An 18,878-nucleotide genomic window follows, 5' to 3' on the forward strand; every position below is an offset into this window, starting at 1 on the left:
ACGCATGGTCCCGGCGATGTGTGCTTACGCATGAACGTCTCGCCGCAAGCGCGCAAGAAAGACCCCTGCCTGCCGCTCACCTGGGAGGTGCGCGCCATCACCCGCCAGCTCGATGGCCAACCGCGCACCGTGTTCACCACGCTGGATGATCCACAACGCTGGGGCGCCGATGACATTTTTGCGCTGTACCACGAGCGCTGGGAGATCGAACTGGCTTACGGCGAGATCAAGACGGCGATGCTGCATCAGGCCATGACGCTGCGCAGCCAGCATCCGGAAGGTATCGCGCAAGAGTTGTGGGCCACGCTGTTGATGTACAACTTGATCCGGCTGGAAATCACCCGCATCGCTGAAGAAGCCAAGGTGCCGCCTTGCCGCATCAGCTTCACCACGGCGTTGCGCTACATCATCGACGAATGGTTATGGACCTCCACCACCCGCTCACCGGGTAGTGTGCCGGCCAAGCTTCGCGCCATGCGTCAGAACATCCGCCGCTTCATCCTTCCACCACGGCGTTCGGAGCGGCGTTATCCGCGCGCTGTTTGCATGAGCAAAACTCGATACCCCATCAAAAGCAAAAATGCCGCTCAGGCTTAACTGAGCGGCATTGGCCTCTGGCCGGCGTTTTTTTACGACGCGAAACGCGATAACCAGGCAATTCTGATAGACTCCCGTCGCAAGAAAATGTGCTGTAAGGCGTTGCCTGGATTGGCAAAGCTCAGGGGGCCCGCGCTGCGGGTTATGGGACAAGATCGATGCTCTTCACCACCCGCACGATCGGGCTGCCGCGCTTCATTGTCCGCGGCGGTGCACGGGCGACGATGGGTGTGGTAGGGATGTGAGATGGCACGGGCGAGTTGGCAGGTTATGAGCGCAATCATGGAAACCGGGATCAGCGACGAGGACATCCTGCTCAGGCTGAAGGATGTGCTGCGCGAGACCTTCGAGATCGACCCCTCGCGAGTCAGGCCCGATACTCATCTGTTCACCGACCTGGAACTGGACAGCATCGACGCCGTCGACCTGGCCATCCAGGTGCAGGACATGACCGGCATGCGCATCAAGCCCGAGGATTTCAAGAACGTGCGGACCGTCGGCGATGTAGTGGCCGCCGTTCGCGCGCTGCTGACCCGCTGAACGCAAGCGCCATCTCGATGCATGCCCTCGCATCCGCCGCAGAGAGCTTTCAGCCCTGCGCGCTGGTCCCGATCTACAACCACAAGGACACCATCGCCGCGACGGTGCATGCACTGCGCGTGCATGGACTGCCGGTGCTGATCGTGGACGACGGCAGCAACGCGGCTACTCGTGCCGTGCTCGAGGCGGTGGCGGCGAACGAGCCGAAGGTGCAGCTGATACGCCTGCCGCGCAACGGCGGCAAAGGGCGCGCGCTCACTGCCGGCTTGATTGCGGCGCGCGATGCAGGCTTCAGCCATGCGCTGCAGATCGATGCCGACGGCCAGCATGATGCGGCCGACGTACCGCGTTTTCTCGCCGAAGGCCGCACCGCTCCACAGGCGCTGATTTGCGGCCAGGCGCTCTACGATGAAAGCGTGCCGCGTGCGCGGCTGTACGGGCGCTATGTCACGCATGTGTGCGTATGGCTGGAAACGCTGTCGTTCACGCTGCGTGATTCGATGTGCGGCTACCGTCTTTATCCGCTGGATGCGACGTGTGCCGAGATCGATCGCGCGCCCTTGCCCGCGCGCATGGATTTCGATACCGAGGTGGCGGTACGCCTGGTATGGCGCGGCGTACCGGTGCGCAATCTTCCCACCCGGGTGATCTATCCGGAAAACGGCCTGTCCCATTTCCGCATGCTGCACGACAACCTGCGCATTTCCGCCATGCACACCCGGTTGTTGCTGGGCATGCTGCCGCGCGCGCCGATGCTGGTGTGGCGCAAACGCCGGAGAACCGCATGCATTGCCTGAAACTTGTCGCCGCCGACGTCAAAGCCCCCGCTCCGCTCCGGGGAGAGGGTTGGGGTGAGGGGCTGGGCGAGGCGCCAGGCGCACGTTCACATGCCAACAGGCATGCGCGGCAAGATGCGCGGCACGTGGTTTCATGCAGCGAGCGGCGAGGCATGTATCACTATTCGCGCAAGCCGCGGCCCCTCACCCCGGCTCTCTCCCTGGAGGGAAGAGGGGGCAGCGGGCATGGCCTGCGCTCTTTTTTTACAGCCATGCTTGCCTGGTTGCTTTGCTGCCTCAACGCACATGCGCAAAGCCCGTCACCCGACCTGCTGCACACCGTCCTGGGCGAACTCGGCCAGCACACCGCCATCCGCGCCGCCTTTATCCAGCAACGACGCAATCCTGCCCTCACGCAACCGCAGGAAAGCCATGGACAACTGTTGTTCGTGACCGGGCACGGCATGTTGTGGCAAGTCCAGCAGCCTTACCAGGAAACCCTGGCGCTGACCGGCAGCCGGACCTTGCGCATCGATGCCAGCGGTCATCCACAAACGGTGCGCAACGAACGCGGCGTCAGTCAGATCTCGCAAATGCTGCAGTCGATGCTGGCCGGGCAGCTCGATGCCGTGATGCGCCAGTTCAACGTGAGCGCGGATGGCACCGCGGCGCAATGGTCCTTGCACTTCACGCCCAGGCAAGCTCGCGTGGCGCAAGTGCTGCAGGAGATCCAGCTCGACGGTGGCGCGTTCCTGCACGGCATCCGCATCGACATGCGGGATGGCACGCAAACCGATATCCGCATGACCGACACCCGCGATGCCGGCCCGCTGAGCGCGCCGGAAAAGCAGGCGCTCGGCCTGCCATGAAGCGACCCGTCCTGTGGCTGCGCGCGGGAGGGTTTGCTGCGGCGATGTTGCTGCTCGCCCTGCTCGGCGCATGGCTGTTGCTTGGCCGCGACCGCTCGCCGATCCAGACCGACCTGTTGGCGATGCTGCCGGCAACCGAGCGCAATCCGCTCGCGGAAGTCGCCGCGCAACGCCTGGCGCATGCCAACGGCGATCGCGTGGTGCTGTTGGTAAGCAATGCCGATGACGGACGCGCCAAGGCCGCGGCACGCCAACTCGGTCACGCCCTGGCCGACAACCCGGTATTCGCGTCGGTTACCGCAGAACTGCCTCCGTTCGATGTACAGCAACTGGTCGCGCCCTATCTCGCGCATCGCTTTTGGCTACTGACCGATGCCGACCGCCAGGCGCTGGCGCGACCTGGCTACGATCCCGCGCAGGCGCTGGCGCAACGCATCAACGAGCCTTTTTCCACCGGCGTGGGCACGCGCTTGCAGGATGATCCGTTCGGCTGGTTGCAGCACTGGCTGGACCAGCAACCATGGAGCCGCTCGCCGCTGCTGCCGGAAGACAATCTGCTGACCGCGCATCGCGACGATCGCAGCTATGTACTGGTGACGGCCACGCTCAATGGCTCCGCTTACGATGACAGCATCCAGCAACGTGCCCTGGGCGCGCTGGCGCAGGCCGAACATCGGCTCGCACATAACCTGCCTGGCACGCGCATCCTGCGTACCGGCGCCTTGTTCTACGCCGCCGCCGCACGCGCCGAAGCAGAACACGATGTGCACATGGTCGGGCTTATCTCCACCCTCGGCATCGCGCTATTGCTGCTGGGCGTGTTCCGCTCGCCCGGCCCTTTGTTGCTGGCCTTCCTGTCCACCGCCATGGGCATCATCGCCGCCACCACGCTAAGCGTGCTGATCTTCGGCCAGATTTATTTGCTGACGCTGGTGTTTGGCGCAGCCTTGCTGGGCGAGGCGGTGGATTACTCCATCCAGTACCTGAGCGCGCGCGCGAATGCCGGCGATGCATGGGAGCCGCGCCAAGGCCTGCGCCAAGTGCGCCCCGCCCTGCTGCTGGCATTGGGCACATCGCTGCTGGGCTATGCGCTGCTCGGCCTGGTGCCGTTTCCGGCCCTGCGCCAGATGGCCTGTTTTGCCATGACCGGCATGGCGGCGGCGTGCCTGAGCGTGTTCTGGCTGCTGCCCGCATGGCTGCAGCGGCCGGCGCGGCCGCTCTCCACCGCCTCCGTCCAGGGCGCGCTATTTTTGCAGCGCTTCGTCGTGCGACTGAGCGGTGGCCGGCGTGGCGCGCTGCTCGCCGTGGTGGCGTTATTGCTGGCTATGCCGGGCTGGTACCAACTGCGCCACGATGACGATGTGCACCTGCTGATTTCGCCGCCGGCCACGCTCGTGGCGCAGGAACAGCAGATTCGCGACATCACCGGCCTCGGCAACGGCACCCAGTTTTTCCTGGTGCAGGGTGTGGACGGCGAACAGGTGCTGCAACGCGAGGCCGCGCTGGACCAACGCCTGCAACGCATGACGGATGCCGGACAATTGCAAGGCTGGCTCGGCCTGTCTGGCATGGTGCCGTCCCTGCAGCAACAGCACGCCAGCCAGTCCTTGCTGGCGCCGCTGTTCGCGCAGCCGCAGCGCATGCGCCAATGGCTGCGTGGCGCCGGTTTTCGCGATGCCGATATCGATCGCTTCATCCAGGCGTGGCCCGGCACGCCGCTGGCCCTGGCGGATTGGTTGAAAAGCCCGATCGCCACCCCGTTCCGCTATCTGTGGATGGGCGAGCAGGAACGCGCCGGAGCCGCCGCACTGGTATTGCCGCAAGGCGATGCGACCGGCGCGCTATTGCGCGAAGCCGCGGCGGGCCTGCCCGGTGTGACGCTGGTCGACAAGCCTGCGGGCATTTCCGAACTGTTCGGCCGCTATCGCCGCTACGCCAGCCTCTGGCTGCTCGCCGCCATCGTGCTGATCGTGCCGGTGTTCGGCTGGCGCTACGGCTTGCGCCATGTGCCGCGAGTGCTGGCGCCGCCGGTGCTGGGCATCGGTTTTACGCTTGCGATGCTTGGCTACCTGCATCAGCCGCTCACGTTGTTCCACTGGATGGCGCTGATGCTGGTGCTTGGGGTTGGCGCCAACTACGCGGTGTTCCTGCGCGAGGGCGAGCCGCATGCCGTGCATCGCCCTGGGGCCACGTATGCCAGCGTGCTGCTGTCGGCCATCACCGCCTTGCTGTCGTTCGGCCTGCTCGCCTTCAGTTCGATGCCGGCGCTGCGCGATTTTGGCCTTACGTTATTGCTGGGCATCGGTTTCACTGGCTTGCTGGTCCCGGCCAGCGCACCGCGAACCACTTGCGCATGAATATCCATTCCGCACGGAGCATCCGCCGATGAAGCGCGTTGTCATCACCGGCATGGGCGGCATCACGCCGCTGGGACATGCTTGGCCGCACATCGAGGCACGCCTGCGCCAGGGCCATAACGCCGTGCGCAAGATGCCGGAGTGGGATTTCTTCGATTCGCTCAATAGCCGCCTGGGTTGCCCGGTCGATGATTTCCAATTGCCGGACTGGCCGCGCAAACACCTGCGCTCGATGGGCCGCGTCGCGCAGCTGGCGGTTGCCGCCAGCGAACGCGCCCTGCGCGACGCCGGCCTGCATGGCGACCCCGGCATTGGCGACGGGCGCATGGGCGTGGCCTACGGCTCTTCCGGCGGCAGCATCGAGCCGGTGCGGGTGATGGGCCGCATGCTGGCGACCGGTTCGATGCAAGGCGTCACCGCGACCAGCTATGTGCAGATGATGGCGCATACCACTGCGGTGAACGTCGGCGTGTTTTTCGGTTTGAAGGGCCGCATCCTGCCTACCTCCAGTGCCTGCACCTCCGGCAGCCAGGCCATCGGCTATGGCTACGAAAGCATCCAGCAAGGCAAGCAGCAGCTGATGCTGTGCGGCGGCGCGGAAGAACTTTCCGGCCCCGGCGTGGCGGTGTTCGATACCTTGTTCGCCACCAGCACGCGCAACGACGAAGCCAGCCTTACGCCACGGCCTTTCGATCGCGCTCGCGATGGCCTGGTGGTGGGCGAAGGCGCGGCCACGCTGGTGCTGGAAGAATACGAGCACGCCCGCGCGCGCGGCGCGCGTATCTACGCGGAAGTGGTCGGCTTCGGCTGCAACTCCGACGGCAACCACATCACCCAGCCGACCAGCGACACGATGGCTACCGCCATGCGGTTGGCGTTGCAGGACGCGCGGCTGTCGCCGCAGGCCATCGATTACGTAAGCGCGCACGGCACCGCTACCGACCGCGGCGACGTGGCGGAAAGCCACGCCACCGCGCAGGTGCTCGGCACGCGCGTGCCGGTCAGTTCGATGAAGAGCTACGTGGGACACACGCTTGGCGCCTGCGGAGCGCTGGAATCGTGGTGGGCGGTGCAGATGATGCGCGATGGCTGGTTCGCACCCACGATCAATCTGGACGAACCAGATCCGGCCTGTGCGGAACTCGATTACATCGTCGGCAGCGGCCGCGCGATCGGCGCCACGCATGTGATGAACAATAACTTCGCGTTCGGCGGCATCAATACCTCGCTGATTTTCAGGGCCTGCGAGTGATGGCCGGGTACCGCAGCTGCCCGGACAAAGCACGACGATCCACTCCCTCTCCCCTGCGGGGTGAGGGGCGGGTACTCGCGAAGATGCTGATTATCGCGCCACGACTCGCTGCTTTTGCTCCGTATACCAAGCGGACGAAGGCAGGAGTGCCCGCGTGGCGCCCCGACCCGTCCCGCACCCCAACCCTTTCCCCGACAGGGAGAGGGAGCCGTGAAAGCATGCGATGAACTTCCGCATCGAACAATGGCGTGCCTGGGCACCGGGCCTGGACAGCGATGAGGCATGGCAGGCATGGGCGCGCCACCCCGTGCGCGTGCCGGATGACGATGCGCAACCGGCGTGCGATTTCCTGCCGGCGATGCAGCGGCGACGGCTCAGCCGGCTTGCGCGCATGACCTTGCACGTCGCCTGGCCGTTGTGCGCGGAGCACGAACAGTTGCCGCTGGTGTTTGCCTCCCGGCACGGTGAAACGCCGCGCACGTTTGCCATGCTCAGCGAAGTGGCCGACGAGCAGCCGCTGTCGCCCACCCAGTTCGGCCTGTCGGTGCATAACGCCATTGCCGGCCAATGGTCGATCCTGCGCGGCCAGCGCGGGGAATCGGTCGCCATCGCCGGCGAAGCCGATACGTTCGAACATGCCATGCTGGAAGCCGCCATGCTGTTGGATGCAGGCGCGCCATCGGTGCTGGTGGTGATCGCCGAGGAACACCCGCCCGCCGCCTACGACGAGTGGATCGACGACGTGCCGTTTTCGTATGCTCTGGCACTGCGAATAGGGGGAATCGCATCGGATACCGACACGCAGGCCGGCGGATGCTGGCAGTTGCGCCTGGAACCCGGCCGCTACGATTCCGCTACCGGCGCATGGCCGCACGCGCTGGATTTCGTGCGCGCCCTGCACCACGCAGACGACACCCTGGAACATCCATGCAAGACACGTCGATGGATCTGGCAGCGAATGACCTGATGCGCTCCGGCGCCAGCAATTATCTCTGGCGGCTGCTGGCTACCGGGGCCAGTTTCGTGCTGTTCGGCCTGGGCGGCCTGCTGTTGCGCCTGGTCGTACTGCCTATGCTCGGCCTGCTGCCGGGCGATGCCGTTACGCGCCGGCGTCGCGCCCGCGCGGCGATCAGCCGCGCGTTCTACCTGCACGTGCGGTTCATGTATCGCAGCGGCGTGCTGGAATACGAATTCGTGGGCGCCGAGCGGCTTGGCCAACCGGGGCAGATGATCATCGCCAACCATCCATCGCTGATCGACGTGGTGTTCCTGATTGCGCACATCCGCGATACCAATTGCATCGTCAAGCAGAGTTTATGGCGCAATCCCTGCACGCGCGGCCCGGTACGCCGTGCGCAGTACATCAGCAACAACGGCAGTCCCGACATGCTGGAACAAGCCGCCGACGCATTGCGTGAGGGCCAGACGCTGATCGTGTTTCCGGAAGGCACACGCACCTTGCCGGACCAGGCGCCGGTGTTCCATCGGGGCGCGGCGGCGATCGCCTTGCGGGGCGCACGGGTCATCACGCCGGTGTTCATCCATGTAAAGCCCACCACGCTGACCAAGGCAGAACCCTGGTACCGCATTCCGCAACGGCGCGTGCGCGTCACGCTGCGCGTGGGCCAGGACATTTCGCCGCAATGCTTCAACGCACAGGCCGCCGCGCCGATCGCCTCGCGCCGGCTCAATGCCTATCTGCACCAACTGTTCCTCAAGGAGCTTTCACCGTGACCGCCTTGCAGCAGGAAATCACCCAGCTGATCATCGATACCCTCCAGCTGGAGGACGTCACCATCCACGATATTCCGCCCGACCAGCCGCTGTTCGGCGAAGGACTGGGACTGGATTCGGTCGATGCGCTGGAACTGGCGCTGGCGCTGCAGAAGCGCTACGACATCCGCATCGCTTCGGATTCGAAGGATGCGCGCCAGCATTTCACCACGGTTGCCAGCCTCGCCGCCTTCGTGCAGGCACAGCGGGACGCATGCGCAAACTGACTTCACTGCTGTTGCCGCTGGCAGGGGTGTTGTATCCCTTCGTGGTGTATTTCGGCATGGATCGCGTACCGCCGCCGATGTTCGCGCTGGTGCTCGGCGCGATCTGGCTGATCCGCGCCCCCAGCCTTCTGCGGCAACCCGGCGGGCGCTGGATGCTCGGCGCCGCGCTGGTTTACTGCGCACTGCTTGCGCTGAGCGGCGAAGCCGCGCTGCTGCGCTGGTATCCCACCCTGATCAGCGCGCTATTGCTATGCGCGTTCGGCTTGAGTCTGATTTACGGCCCACCGATCATCGAACGCATTGCCCGCGTGCGCGAACCGGACCTGCCGGATGCGGCGATTCCCTATACGCGCAAGGTCACCTGGGTGTGGGTGGCGTTCTTCGTGTTCAACGGCGTGGTCTCGGCGGCGCTAACCCTGTGGGCACCGCTCGCCTGGTGGACGCTCTATAACGGACTGCTGGTGTACTTCATCATGGGCACGCTTTTCATCGGCGAATGGCTACTGCGCCGGCGCTTGCGAGGAACGGCGTGAACCGCGATCCAATCACCGGCATCGCCGAACGGCTGTGCGCCCACGCCTGGATCGACGACGCCCGCTGCGGGCGTGACGGCGCCGTAATCGTGCTCAGCCAGCAAGGCATCGACGCGCTGTGCCGGCTGGGCCGGCAGCCATTGCTCGATGGGTTGCACACGTATCTTGCCGACGCGGGCCACCACGCCGCATCATGGCGATGGCGCCTGCTCGAAAGCCTGCCCGCTGCGCTCTGCCCGGATGCGCTACTGCAAGCGCCGCTGCCGCGCGATGCGCTGCTCTTGCATGAACAGCAGCACGAAGGCGCATGGAACCTGGCCCTGCGCGTGCCGCTCGACCTGGTGTATTTCCCCGGTCATTTTCCGCGGGCGCCCGTATTGCCCGGCGTAGTGCAGGTTGCGTGGGCGCTGGCCTTCGCGGCGCAGCGGCTGGATACGCCCGCGCGTTGCCACATCATGGAAGCGCTGAAATTCCAGCAACTGCTGCGTCCCGGCGATCGCGTCGACCTGGCGCTGCGCTACGACGCAATCCGCCACACATTGCATTTTGCCTATCGCCATGGCGAAAAGGCTTATTCTTCGGGTCGATTGGCATGGAGCGCCACCGCATGAACGAACAGCTTGCACCGGAACGCCACTGGTCCACGCACAAGGAGCGTGGCAGCCTCGCCTTGATGCGCCTGACCGCCTTCAGCGTGCGCGTGTTCGGCCGTCGCTTGCTGGCGCCGTTGCTCTACCTGATCGTGCTGTATTTCTTCGCGTCGGCGCGCGGCGCACGGCGCAATATCCGGCAATACCAGGCCTATCTTGCCGACTGGAGCGGCAACGCTTCGCCGCCACCGACCTTGCGCAGCGTGTTCGGCCAATTCATCGCCTTTGCCGACAACCTGCTCGACCGCCTCGATGTATGGCGCGGCCGCCTGCGCTTCGAACAGGTGCAGTTGGTGGACCCGACCGGCATCCGGCCGCGCCTGTTGCGCAGCCAGCATGGCGGGCGCGGCGAAATCCTGGTGGTGACGCACCTGGGCAATCCGGACGTGTGCCGCGCAATGGCCGAACTGGGCGAACAGGTGCCGCTGAACGTACTGGTGCACAATCGCCACGTAGCGCAGTTCAATCGGCTGCTGGGCGAGGCCGGCGATCGGGGCATGCGACTGATCCAGGTCAGCGAGCTGGAGCCGGCGATGATGCTGGACCTGTCGCAACGGGTGGAACGCGGCGAATGGCTGGCCATCGCCGGCGATCGCGTGCCTTTGCACGACGGACGCCGGGTAACGGTGGATTTCCTCGGCCATCGGGCTGCTTTCCCGCAAGGCCCGTGGTTGCTGGCCGGACTGTTGCGCTGTCCGGTGAACCTGCTGTGCTGCCTGAAGGTGGATGGCCGCTATCGCATCTACCTCGATCCGTTTCTCGCTATGGCGTCTTGGGAGCGCGGTCGGCGCGACGCTACCATCCAGGGCTGGGTGCAACGCTATGCCGAGCATCTGTCCAGGCAGTGCTTGATCGCGCCGCGGCAGTGGTTCAATTTCTATGCGTACTGGCAGCCAGCGGCGACGGAGTCCACCGATGCGAACTAGCGGTGTTTTGCAAACCACGGTGGAAGTGCTGGTGCCGTTCTTCGACGTCGATTCGATGAACGTGGTCTGGCACGGACACTACGTGAAATACCTGGAAGTGGCCCGCTGCGCGCTGCTCGACGACATCGGCCACAACTACACGCAGATGAAGGAATCGGGCTATGCGTGGCCGGTGATCGAACTGCAGTTGCGTTACGTGCAGGCCGCGCGTTTCGGCCAGCGCCTGGCGGTGCGCGCCGATCTGGTCGAATGGCAGAACCGCCTGCTGATCCATTACCTGATCCAGGATGCCGCCAGTGGCCAGCGCCTTACCCGCGCCAGCAGCGTGCAAGTTGCCGTAAAGCTGGCCGGCAACGAGATGCAGCTGGTATCGCCCGATGTATTCGTCGCGGCGGTCGAACGCCGGCTGCGCGACGTTGCGCCACCCTCATCCTGCCCGGTTGCGACATGAATTACGCCAGCCCTACTTACGTAGAGGAAACCCGCCTCGGTTTCCATTTCCTGCGCAGCCATACCTGGCAGCACCATGTGTTGCGCGTGGCGATCAATGACTTGAAGCGCCTGATCGGCGATCCGCTGCCGCAGGGCGGCAGCTTGCTCGACGTGGGATGCGGCCAGGGCAAGTCGTTCCGCCTGTTGCGCGAAGCATTCCAGCCGGCGCGCCTGCTGGGCCTGGATGCCGATCCGCACAGCATCGAGCTGTCTCGCGCCGAGGCCGGGCGCGAGGGCGTGCGCGTGGAGCTGCACACTGCCGACTGCGCACGGATTCCGCTGCCGGATGGCAGCATCGATATCGTGTTCTGCCACCAGACTTTCCATCACTTGGTGGAACAGCAGCGCGCGCTGGCCGAATTCTGGCGCGTGCTGAAGCCGGGCGGCCGGCTGCTGTTTGCCGAATCCACCAAGGCGTATATCGACACCTGGGTCATCCGCTGGTTTTTCCGCCATCCGATGGAGGTACAGAAAAGCGCCGAGGAATACCTGGACATGCTGCGCCAGCAGGGCTTCGCATTTGAGGCGGGCAACGTATCGTTTCCATATTTGTGGTGGAGCCGTTCCAAGGATTTCGGCCTGCTGGAGCGCTGGGGATGGCTCGCGCCGCCACCGCCAGGGCAGCGCGAGGAAACACTGGTCAATGTTGCCGCGCGCAAGCCTGCATGAACGCCTATCTCAATGCCCTGGGCGTGATCTGCAATCTCGGCGCCGGCAAGGCTGCGGTAGCCGAAGCGTTGTTTGCCGCTGACGACAGCGGCATCCGCGCCGAACACGGCTGGGTTCCCGGCCAGCAGGTACCGCTTGGCAGCGTGCACGCAGCGCTACCGCCGATTCCCGATACGCTGATCGCGCGGCGGAACAATCGCAACAATCGCCTGCTGCTTGCTGCGGCGCTGGAGATCGAGGCGGATATCCGCGGCGCCATCGCACGCTACGGTACTGCGCGCATCGGCGTGGTGCTGGGTACCAGCACCACCGGTATCGAGGAAGCCACCCACGGTATCGGCGCCTACTGCCGCGATGGCGCGTGGCCGGCGGACTATCGCTATGCGCATCAGGAACTGGCGGCACCGGCGGAATTCCTCGCCGAATGGCTTGGGCTCGCCGGACCCTGCTACGGTATTTCCACCGCCTGCACGTCCGGCGCCCGCGCCCTGCTCAGCGCGCGCCGCATGCTGCGGCTCGGGGTATGCGATGCGGTGCTATGCGGTGGCGTGGATACGCTGTGCCGCCTGGCGATCAATGGCTTCCACGCCCTGGAAGCCATCGACCTGCGCCGCTGCGATCCGTTCTCCAGGCATCGGCGTGGCATCAACATCGGCGAAGCCGCGGCCTTGTTCCTGATGACGCGCGAGGCCGGCCCCGTGCAGTTGCTTGGCGGCGGCGCGAGTTCGGATGCCTATCACATGTCCTCGCCCGACCCGCAGGGCGCGGGCGCACAGCAGGCCATGCGCCATGCCTTGCACGATGCCGGGCTGGACGCCGCGCAGATCGATTACATCAACCTGCATGGCACCGCTACCGAGCACAACGACAGCATGGAAAGCGTGGCCGTCGCCAACACGTTCGGACGCGACATACCGTGTTCGTCCACCAAGTCGCTGACCGGCCACACGCTGGCGGCGGCCGGCGCACTGGAAGCCGCATTCTGCTGGCTGAGCCTGACCGATCCGCGCGCCGAACGGCGCCTGCCGCCGCACGTGTGGGATGGCGCCGCGGATCCGGCGCTGCCCGCCCTCAACTTTGCCGTGGCCGGCAGCCACCTGCCTGCGAACGGTCCACGCCGCTTGATGAGCAATTCGTTCGCCTTCGGTGGCAATAACGCCGCGCTCATCCTCGGAGACGCGACATGACGCCATGGCCGATCGCCGAGGTCGTGCCGCACGCAGGCGAGATGATCCTGCTCGACCGCATCGAAGCGGTGGAAGACGAACGCATCGTGTGCACGAAGACCGTACAGCCGGGCGGCCTGTTGCAGGACGCCGACGGCGGCTTGCCGGCCTGGGCCGGCGTGGAGCTGATGGCCCAGGCGATTGCCGCCTGGGCCGGCTGTCGCGCACGCGCACAGCAGCAGCCGGTGCCATTGGGTTTCCTGCTTGGCACCCGGCACTACGCTTGCAGTGTCGATGCGTTTCCGGCCGGCGCCGAACTGCGCGTGCATGCGGAGCGGTCCTTTCATGACGAACAGGGCATGGGCGTGTTCCATTGTCGTATCGACGCGCCCGGCATGCATGCCCAAGCGCGCCTGAATGTCTACCGCCCGCCTGACGCGGACACCTTTTTCGAACAGGTCGCCGGAGCGAACACGCATGACTGAAACGGTTCTCGTCACCGGCTCCAGCCGCGGCATCGGCCGCGCGATCGCCCTGCGCCTTGCGCAATCGGGCTACGACATCGCCTTGCATTGCCGCAGCCGGCGCGACGACGCCGAGCAGGTGCGCGCATCGATCCAACAGCTGGGCCGCAGCGCACGCATCCTGCAATGCGATATCGCCGACCGGCCCGCTTGTGCCGCCGTGCTGGAATCAGACGTGGAGGCGCATGGCGCCTATTACGGCGTCGTCTGCAACGCCGGCCTGACTCGCGATGGCGCGTTTCCCGCACTGACCGACGAAGACTGGGACCAGGTGCTGCGCACTAACCTGGATGGCTTCTACAACGTGCTGCACCCGATCATCATGCCGATGATCCGGCGTCGCAAACCTGGGCGCATTGTCTGCATCACCTCGGTCTCCGGACTGATCGGCAATCGCGGCCAGGTCAACTACAGCGCGTCCAAGGCCGGCGTGATCGGCGCGGCCAAGGCGCTGGCGGTGGAACTGGCCAAGCGCAAGATCACCGTCAATTGCGTGGCGCCCGGGCTGATCGATACCGACATGACCGGTGAGGATCTGCCGCTGGAAGACATCCTGAAAATGATTCCGATGCAGCGCGCCGGGACCGCGGACGACGTCGCGGCCGCCGTGCAGTTCCTGCTCAGTCCGGAAGCGGCCTACATTACGCGCCAGGTGCTTGCCGTGAATGGCGGGCTCTGCTGATCGGGCTGTTATCTCTACCTTCCAGGAGTTCCGCTATGAAAGGAAAAAACGTTGTTCTTGCCATGTTGCTGGCCACCCTGCCCGGGTTTGCTGTTGCCGGCGACAAGGTGGTGCATTTCCCCGTCCAGAACGCCATCGACGCGGCGACCAAGGCCGGCAAGCTCGATGGCACGGTGAAGTTCTATCTCGCCGGAAACCAGCCCGACGGCCAGGTGACGGTGGTGAACGATGAGGTCAGCGTCAATCGCAAGACCAATGCGTTCGGCAAGCAGGCCCAGGCCACCTGCGACTGGGCCTTGCAATCGGCGCTGATCAGCCTGCAGGACGAGGCCAAGCAAGCGGGCGCCAATGCGGTGGTCGATATCGTCAGCGACTATGGCCACGAATATCGCGATGCGCGCAACTACGAATGCCATGTGGGCTTCCTGATGTCCGGCGTGATCATGAAGGGCAAGCTGGCAAAGGTGCAGTAAGCACCCCATTCCGGCCGGTCCGGCAAGCTCCCCGATCCGGCCTGTGCCTGTCTTGCCCTGATGCGCCGCGTCAGGGCCGGGCACGGTCCGTGCGCTACACTTTCCGGGCTAAATCCCCGCCCCAGGAGTTTCGTGATGCGCCCGTTCCCGCTCGGTGAAGAGATCGACCTGCTGCGCGAAAGCGTGTCTGCCTTCGCGGAGAAGGAGATCGCGCCGCGCGCCGACCATATCGACCGGGAAAACCTGTTCCCGCACGACCTGTGGCGCAAGATGGGCGACATGGGGCTGCTCGGCATCACCGTGCCGGAGGAATACGGCGGCAGCGGCATGGGTTTCCTTGCCCACATGGTGGCGATGGAGGAAATCTCGCGCGCGTCCGGATCGGTCGGGCTTTCCTACGGCGCGCATTCCAACCTGTGCGTGCAGAACATCTTCCACAACGGCAATGAAGCGCAGCGGCGCAAGTACATTCCCAAGCTGTGCTCGGGCGAATACGTCGGCGCGCTGGCGATGAGCGAACCGGGCGCGGGTTCCGACGTGGTCGGCTCGATGACCTGCAAGGCCGAGCAGCGCGGCGACGTGTGGGTGGCGAACGGTTCGAAGATGTGGATCACCAACGGTCCGGATGCGGACGTGCTGCTGGTCTACATGCGCACGGCGCCGCGCGTGGCGGGCAGCCGCTGCATGACCGCCTTCATCGTCGAAAAAGGCATGCACGGTTTTTCCACCGCGCAAAAACTGGACAAGCTCGGCATGCGCGGCTCCAACACCTGCGAACTGGTGTTCGACCAGTGCGAGATTCCTGCCGAGAACATCGTCGGGGAAGTGAACGAAGGCGTGCGCGTGCTGATGAGCGGCCTGGATACGGAGCGCCTGGTCCTTTCCGGCGGTCCGATCGGCCTGATGCAGGCGGCGCTGGATATTTCCCTGCCCTACGTGCGCGAGCGCAAGCAGTTCAATGCGCCGATCGGCACCTTCGGCGTGATGCAGGCGAAGATCGCCGACATGTATACCAAGCTGCAAAGTTCGCGCGGCTTTGCCTACATGGTGGCGAAGAACTTCGACGCCGGCGTGAAGTCACGCATCGATCCTGCCGCGTGCTTGCTCAACGCATCGGAGAACGCGGTGCGCGTGGCGCTGGAGGCGATCCAGACCCTGGGCGGCAACGGTTATATCAACGAATACCCGGCCGGCCGCTTGCTGCGCGATGCCAAGCTCTACGAGATTGGCGCCGGCACCAATGAAATCCGGCGTATGCTGATCGGGCGCGAACTCTTTCACGGCAAGGCGTAGATCGCATAGCTGTTGTTACGCCGGGAAAGAGGCTACGTGAGGCTGACCTTGCAGTGTTGTCAGCGCGAAGCGAGCTTCGCGCTGACAACGGCAAGACCGGTTCCCCGATCCGATCCTCTTCCCAGCGGGAAGAGGATGCACAAGCATTAGAAATGCAGGCTGTAGTTCACCGTGCCCATGGTCGCGTGCTCGCGCTGCGCGCTGTATTCGTCCATGCCCACCGACAGGTTCGAACGCGGCGAGAAACGCCAGTCCAGCGACAGGCCGGCAACGCTTCCGTAGCGCGACAAGCCAATGCCTTCGATGGGCGAGAACTGTTGCAGGGCGGCGAAGCTCGCATTCGGCAAAACGCCGTGCATGGCGAACGCATCCTGCCATAGCAGGCGCGCCTGCAAGCTCAGGCCGGTTCCATTGGCCATGATCCACTGGCGCGAGCCACGCAAGCCCACGCCGGCCTGCCAGCGCTGGATCGACTGCATATCGGCATTCAGGCCGAAGCCGTCGCCACCCAGTTCGTTGAAGCCGTCGCGCTCGACATTGGCGTATTCGAGATCGCTATAGGTGGTGAGGTTCCAGTTGGCGATGTGGAAGCGGTAGCCGCTTTCGCTGTAGGCCACGTCATATCGGCCATTGCTGAAGCTCGATACGCCGGCGGTCTGGCCGCCGAGCACCAGTTCGCGGCGCGTATTCTGCCAATCGCTGCCCACGCCGAAACGGCCCATGGCATACCAGTTGCCCTGCACGAAGCCACCGTAGACCATGCCTTCCAGCGCGCGGCTGAAACCCTGGTCGGCGCTCTGCTCCAGGTTACCGAGGCCCTGGCTCTGGCTGATCGCATAACCGACCACGCCGCCGTTACCGACGCCGCGGTCGCCACCGACCATGCTGCCATTGAGCTGGAAGCCCATGCTGTCGTAACCGCCACGCGACATGTCTCCCTGATAGCCCAGGTTCTGCGTCCAGCTCTGGAATTTGCCGTGGGCAAACTGCTGCGGGTTGTCGAGCAGCGCGTCGAAGCGATCGGACAAGGCACGTGTATCGGCATCGATGGCTTCGAAGGTCATCGCGGCGCTGGCGGCATACATCTGGCCGGAGAGGCTGTTCAAGGACTGCTGCATGGCGGCGGCCGTAGATGTTTGCTGGATATTCGCCGCGACGCTAACGAAACTGCTGGGCAACGCCTGTGCAGTGGCGCCGTTTTGCACGACACCATTGATCGTATTGAAAGCCGCTTGCACACGTTCGGCGGCGGCATAGGTGGCCGTCGAATAAGGCAATCCGGAAATCTGCGTGAGATTGACCTGCTGGACGTCGAGATAGGCGTCATTGAGGTCGTAGCCAATGGTCGCTTTCAAAGCCACGCTGGATGGCGTTGTCAGGCTGGCGAAGGTACCTGTCAATCCGCCACCCGCGGTAAGCACGACCGTGTGTGAATTGGTGGTGTAACCCGGGTTGGCGCCATAGACATACAGACCGGCGCTGGAGGTCAAGCTGGCCGTGCCGGCCACCTGCAAAAAGGAACCCAGCGGCACCGCCAGCTTGCCGCCGATCTGCTGGTAGCTGCCACCTACGGCCAGGGGAGTAGCGCCAACCACCAGTGTCCCGTTGTTCGAGACATTGCCGCTGATGGCGGGCGGTACAGCGGTACCGGTCAGCGCCAACGTACCGTCACCCACGATACTGGCATTTCCCGCGAGAGATACCGCATTGAGCGTACCTCCGGTCACGGTCGTACCGCCGGTGTAGGTGGAAGGCTGAGTGAGATCCAGCGTGCCGGGCCCATCCATGGTCAGTCCACCCGTTCCCGAAATCGGATTGTTCCAGCTGGATGTACCGGTGAAGCCGACGTCGACCAGTCCCCAATTGAATTGTTCCGGCCCGTTCACCGCCGCGCCGACATTGAGCGCGCCGTAACCGAAAGTCGGGTTGGGCTGGGAACCGCCCAATGGCGTAGCGGTACCCAGCAATGTCTGGCGCACCAGATCATTGGTGAAATACGGGTAGGCTTGCCACACCAGTGCCGCCGCTCCGGATACTTCCGGTGCCGCCAACGATGTGCCTTCCACGATGTAATAGCTGGGATTGGTGGTGCTTGCGAGCGTGTCCTTGTCCAGCACGATGACGTCGCCCGGCGCGGCAAGGCAATAGTTCATCGCGATGCCGCACTTGTTCGAATAACTATCGAGTTGGGTCGGGTTGTTGCTGTTCAGGGCTACGGCTACCAGCCAGCCTTTTTCGAGGTATTGATCGGTCGTAATGGACGGCAGCGATGCAATCGTGCTCGGATTGGCCTGCGAATCGTTGCCTGCCGCGAACACCACCAGGCCGCCATTGAAGCTTCCGGGAACGCCTTCGACGAATGGCGCATAAGCAGCATCGAAAGCTGCGGTGGTGGCCTGGTCCGTGTTGGTCCAGGAAATACCGCCCCAGGAGTTATTCATGATCTTCACCCCAGAGCTGATCATCTGCTGGTTTACCTGGCCCAGTGGAGTGGCGTCGGATCCGGTCACCGGGGTCGGCGCGGTCGAACCGTTATCGTCCGGTGCGTTGTCGTCGATGATGCGCGCCGAGACCAGGTTCGCTCCAGGTGCGATACCGCCGGCAAACTGGGCGAACGATGCGCCCGCGGCAATTTCCGACACCCACGTGCCGTGTCCGACCACATCCGGAATGCTGGTGTTGTTGGTCGTCGGGTCGACGTCGATGTATTCGGTTCCTACCCGGCCCGCCACGGCCGGATTGTTCGGCATGATGCCGCTGTCGACCACGCCGATGGTCACGCCGGCGCCGGTGAATCCCTGCTGGTGCGCCGCATACGTATTGGTCAGCGATAGCTGTGCATCGATCGGCGGCGTCGGAAGATTCGAACTGGGAGATGGCGATGGCGTCGGCGTGGGAGTCGGCGCACTGGAGGGCGACGATCTGACGTTACTGTTGCCACCCCCGCCACCGCATCCGCTCAACCCCAGCGCGAGGCAAATCATTACTACGACGTCACGTCGACGCGATACCTGCATTCCCTTTGCCATGAACCCCTACCCCTTTGCGTAATGTTGGTCCCCACAACACATCTGATTAC

20 protein-coding genes are annotated in these 18,878 nt (G+C 64.5%); 19 read left to right on the plus strand and 1 reads right to left on the minus strand.

Annotation, left to right across the window (positions count from 1 at the left end):
- From ISP15_RS07995 to ISP15_RS08085, 19 genes are all read left to right on the plus strand, one after another.
- A partial coding sequence (locus ISP15_RS07995; RefSeq protein WP_404546723.1) for a transposase occupies positions 1 to 597 on the plus strand: 597 nt, incomplete at its 5' end.
- Positions 598 to 879: 282 nt separating this feature from the next.
- A complete protein-coding gene (locus ISP15_RS08000; protein WP_404546725.1) occupies positions 880 to 1,137 on the plus strand; it encodes an acyl carrier protein in 258 nt (85 codons plus the stop codon).
- 17 nt (positions 1,138 to 1,154) lie between these two features.
- A complete protein-coding gene (locus ISP15_RS08005; RefSeq protein ID WP_404546727.1) occupies positions 1,155 to 1,934 on the plus strand; it encodes a glycosyltransferase family 2 protein in 780 nt (259 codons plus the stop codon).
- 152 nt (positions 1,935 to 2,086) lie between these two features.
- Positions 2,087 to 2,782, plus strand: coding sequence for a LolA family protein (locus tag ISP15_RS08010; RefSeq protein WP_404546729.1), 696 nt, complete (start codon positions 2,087 to 2,089; stop codon positions 2,780 to 2,782).
- Positions 2,779 to 5,139 (plus strand): MMPL family transporter, encoded by a 2,361-nt coding sequence (locus tag ISP15_RS08015; protein ID WP_404546731.1) that lies wholly within the window; start codon positions 2,779 to 2,781, stop codon positions 5,137 to 5,139. The genes ISP15_RS08010 and ISP15_RS08015 overlap by 4 nt, the downstream gene beginning before the upstream one ends.
- A 28-nt stretch (positions 5,140 to 5,167) precedes the next feature.
- Positions 5,168 to 6,391, plus strand: coding sequence for a beta-ketoacyl-ACP synthase (locus ISP15_RS08020; RefSeq protein ID WP_404546733.1), 1,224 nt, complete (start codon positions 5,168 to 5,170; stop codon positions 6,389 to 6,391).
- Positions 6,392 to 6,614: 223 nt separating this feature from the next.
- On the plus strand, positions 6,615 to 7,358 hold the full coding sequence (locus ISP15_RS08025) for a beta-ketoacyl synthase chain length factor (RefSeq protein ID WP_404546735.1): 744 nt from the start codon (positions 6,615 to 6,617) through the stop codon (positions 7,356 to 7,358).
- Entirely contained in the window at positions 7,319 to 8,125 is an 807-nt protein-coding gene (locus ISP15_RS08030) for a lysophospholipid acyltransferase family protein (protein WP_404546737.1), read from the plus strand. The genes ISP15_RS08025 and ISP15_RS08030 overlap by 40 nt, the downstream gene beginning before the upstream one ends.
- Positions 8,122 to 8,391, plus strand: coding sequence for a phosphopantetheine-binding protein (locus tag ISP15_RS08035; protein ID WP_404546739.1), 270 nt, complete (start codon positions 8,122 to 8,124; stop codon positions 8,389 to 8,391). Before ISP15_RS08030 ends, ISP15_RS08035 begins: the two co-directional genes overlap by 4 nt.
- Complete coding sequence (locus ISP15_RS08040; RefSeq protein WP_404546741.1) at positions 8,379 to 8,924, plus strand: COG4648 family protein; 546 nt, start codon at positions 8,379 to 8,381, stop codon at positions 8,922 to 8,924. The genes ISP15_RS08035 and ISP15_RS08040 overlap by 13 nt, the downstream gene beginning before the upstream one ends.
- Positions 8,921 to 9,535 (plus strand): ApeI family dehydratase, encoded by a 615-nt coding sequence (locus ISP15_RS08045; RefSeq protein WP_404546743.1) that lies wholly within the window; start codon positions 8,921 to 8,923, stop codon positions 9,533 to 9,535. Before ISP15_RS08040 ends, ISP15_RS08045 begins: the two co-directional genes overlap by 4 nt.
- Entirely contained in the window at positions 9,532 to 10,500 is a 969-nt protein-coding gene (locus ISP15_RS08050; protein WP_404546745.1) for a glycosyl transferase, read from the plus strand. Before ISP15_RS08045 ends, ISP15_RS08050 begins: the two co-directional genes overlap by 4 nt.
- Positions 10,490 to 10,951, plus strand: coding sequence for an acyl-CoA thioesterase (locus ISP15_RS08055; RefSeq protein WP_404546747.1), 462 nt, complete (start codon positions 10,490 to 10,492; stop codon positions 10,949 to 10,951). Before ISP15_RS08050 ends, ISP15_RS08055 begins: the two co-directional genes overlap by 11 nt.
- Positions 10,948 to 11,661: a class I SAM-dependent methyltransferase gene (locus ISP15_RS08060; protein ID WP_404546748.1), complete on the plus strand. Its 714-nt coding sequence runs from the start codon at positions 10,948 to 10,950 to the stop codon at positions 11,659 to 11,661. The genes ISP15_RS08055 and ISP15_RS08060 overlap by 4 nt, the downstream gene beginning before the upstream one ends.
- Positions 11,658 to 12,848, plus strand: a complete 1,191-nt coding sequence (locus ISP15_RS08065; RefSeq protein WP_404546749.1) for a beta-ketoacyl-ACP synthase — start codon at positions 11,658 to 11,660, stop codon at positions 12,846 to 12,848. The genes ISP15_RS08060 and ISP15_RS08065 overlap by 4 nt, the downstream gene beginning before the upstream one ends.
- Complete coding sequence (locus tag ISP15_RS08070) at positions 12,845 to 13,312, plus strand: ApeP family dehydratase (protein WP_404546750.1); 468 nt, start codon at positions 12,845 to 12,847, stop codon at positions 13,310 to 13,312. Before ISP15_RS08065 ends, ISP15_RS08070 begins: the two co-directional genes overlap by 4 nt.
- Entirely contained in the window at positions 13,305 to 14,033 is a 729-nt protein-coding gene (fabG, locus tag ISP15_RS08075; RefSeq protein WP_404546751.1) for a 3-oxoacyl-ACP reductase FabG, read from the plus strand. The genes ISP15_RS08070 and fabG overlap by 8 nt, the downstream gene beginning before the upstream one ends.
- A 35-nt stretch (positions 14,034 to 14,068) precedes the next feature.
- Positions 14,069 to 14,506 (plus strand): excinuclease, encoded by a 438-nt coding sequence (locus ISP15_RS08080; RefSeq protein ID WP_404546752.1) that lies wholly within the window; start codon positions 14,069 to 14,071, stop codon positions 14,504 to 14,506.
- Between the two features lie 135 nt (positions 14,507 to 14,641).
- Complete coding sequence (locus tag ISP15_RS08085) at positions 14,642 to 15,799, plus strand: isovaleryl-CoA dehydrogenase (RefSeq protein WP_404546883.1); 1,158 nt, start codon at positions 14,642 to 14,644, stop codon at positions 15,797 to 15,799.
- A 146-nt stretch (positions 15,800 to 15,945) separates the two neighbouring features.
- Here the strand turns inward: ISP15_RS08085 and ISP15_RS08090 are convergent, their stop codons facing one another.
- Positions 15,946 to 18,783, minus strand: a complete 2,838-nt coding sequence (locus tag ISP15_RS08090; protein WP_404546753.1) for a S8 family serine peptidase — start codon at positions 18,781 to 18,783, stop codon at positions 15,946 to 15,948.
- Between the last annotated feature and the right edge of the window lie 95 nt (positions 18,784 to 18,878).

It is taken from the genome of Dyella jejuensis (assembly GCF_044904675.1).
GTDB classification, from domain to species: domain Bacteria; phylum Pseudomonadota; class Gammaproteobacteria; order Xanthomonadales; family Rhodanobacteraceae; genus Dyella_B; species Dyella_B jejuensis.

Coding starts and splice junctions, on each gene's coding strand:
- ISP15_RS08070 (WP_404546750.1), top strand. CDS start 12,845: ATGACGCCATGGCCGATCGCCGAGGTCGTGCCGCACGCAGGCGAGATG.
- ISP15_RS08065 (WP_404546749.1), top strand. CDS start 11,658: ATGAACGCCTATCTCAATGCCCTGGGCGTGATCTGCAATCTCGGCGCC.
- fabG (WP_404546751.1), top strand. CDS start 13,305: ATGACTGAAACGGTTCTCGTCACCGGCTCCAGCCGCGGCATCGGCCGC.
- ISP15_RS08085 (WP_404546883.1), top strand. CDS start 14,642: ATGCGCCCGTTCCCGCTCGGTGAAGAGATCGACCTGCTGCGCGAAAGC.
- ISP15_RS08030 (WP_404546737.1), top strand. CDS start 7,319: ATGCAAGACACGTCGATGGATCTGGCAGCGAATGACCTGATGCGCTCC.
- ISP15_RS08010 (WP_404546729.1), top strand. CDS start 2,087: ATGTATCACTATTCGCGCAAGCCGCGGCCCCTCACCCCGGCTCTCTCC.
- ISP15_RS08025 (WP_404546735.1), top strand. CDS start 6,615: ATGAACTTCCGCATCGAACAATGGCGTGCCTGGGCACCGGGCCTGGAC.
- ISP15_RS08015 (WP_404546731.1), top strand. CDS start 2,779: ATGAAGCGACCCGTCCTGTGGCTGCGCGCGGGAGGGTTTGCTGCGGCG.
- ISP15_RS08020 (WP_404546733.1), top strand. CDS start 5,168: ATGAAGCGCGTTGTCATCACCGGCATGGGCGGCATCACGCCGCTGGGA.
- ISP15_RS08055 (WP_404546747.1), top strand. CDS start 10,490: ATGCGAACTAGCGGTGTTTTGCAAACCACGGTGGAAGTGCTGGTGCCG.
- ISP15_RS08050 (WP_404546745.1), top strand. CDS start 9,532: ATGAACGAACAGCTTGCACCGGAACGCCACTGGTCCACGCACAAGGAG.
- ISP15_RS08040 (WP_404546741.1), top strand. CDS start 8,379: ATGCGCAAACTGACTTCACTGCTGTTGCCGCTGGCAGGGGTGTTGTAT.
- ISP15_RS08090 (WP_404546753.1), bottom strand. CDS start 18,783: ATGATTTGCCTCGCGCTGGGGTTGAGCGGATGCGGTGGCGGGGGTGGC.
- ISP15_RS08000 (WP_404546725.1), top strand. CDS start 880: ATGGAAACCGGGATCAGCGACGAGGACATCCTGCTCAGGCTGAAGGAT.
- ISP15_RS08080 (WP_404546752.1), top strand. CDS start 14,069: ATGAAAGGAAAAAACGTTGTTCTTGCCATGTTGCTGGCCACCCTGCCC.
- ISP15_RS08005 (WP_404546727.1), top strand. CDS start 1,155: ATGCATGCCCTCGCATCCGCCGCAGAGAGCTTTCAGCCCTGCGCGCTG.
- ISP15_RS08060 (WP_404546748.1), top strand. CDS start 10,948: ATGAATTACGCCAGCCCTACTTACGTAGAGGAAACCCGCCTCGGTTTC.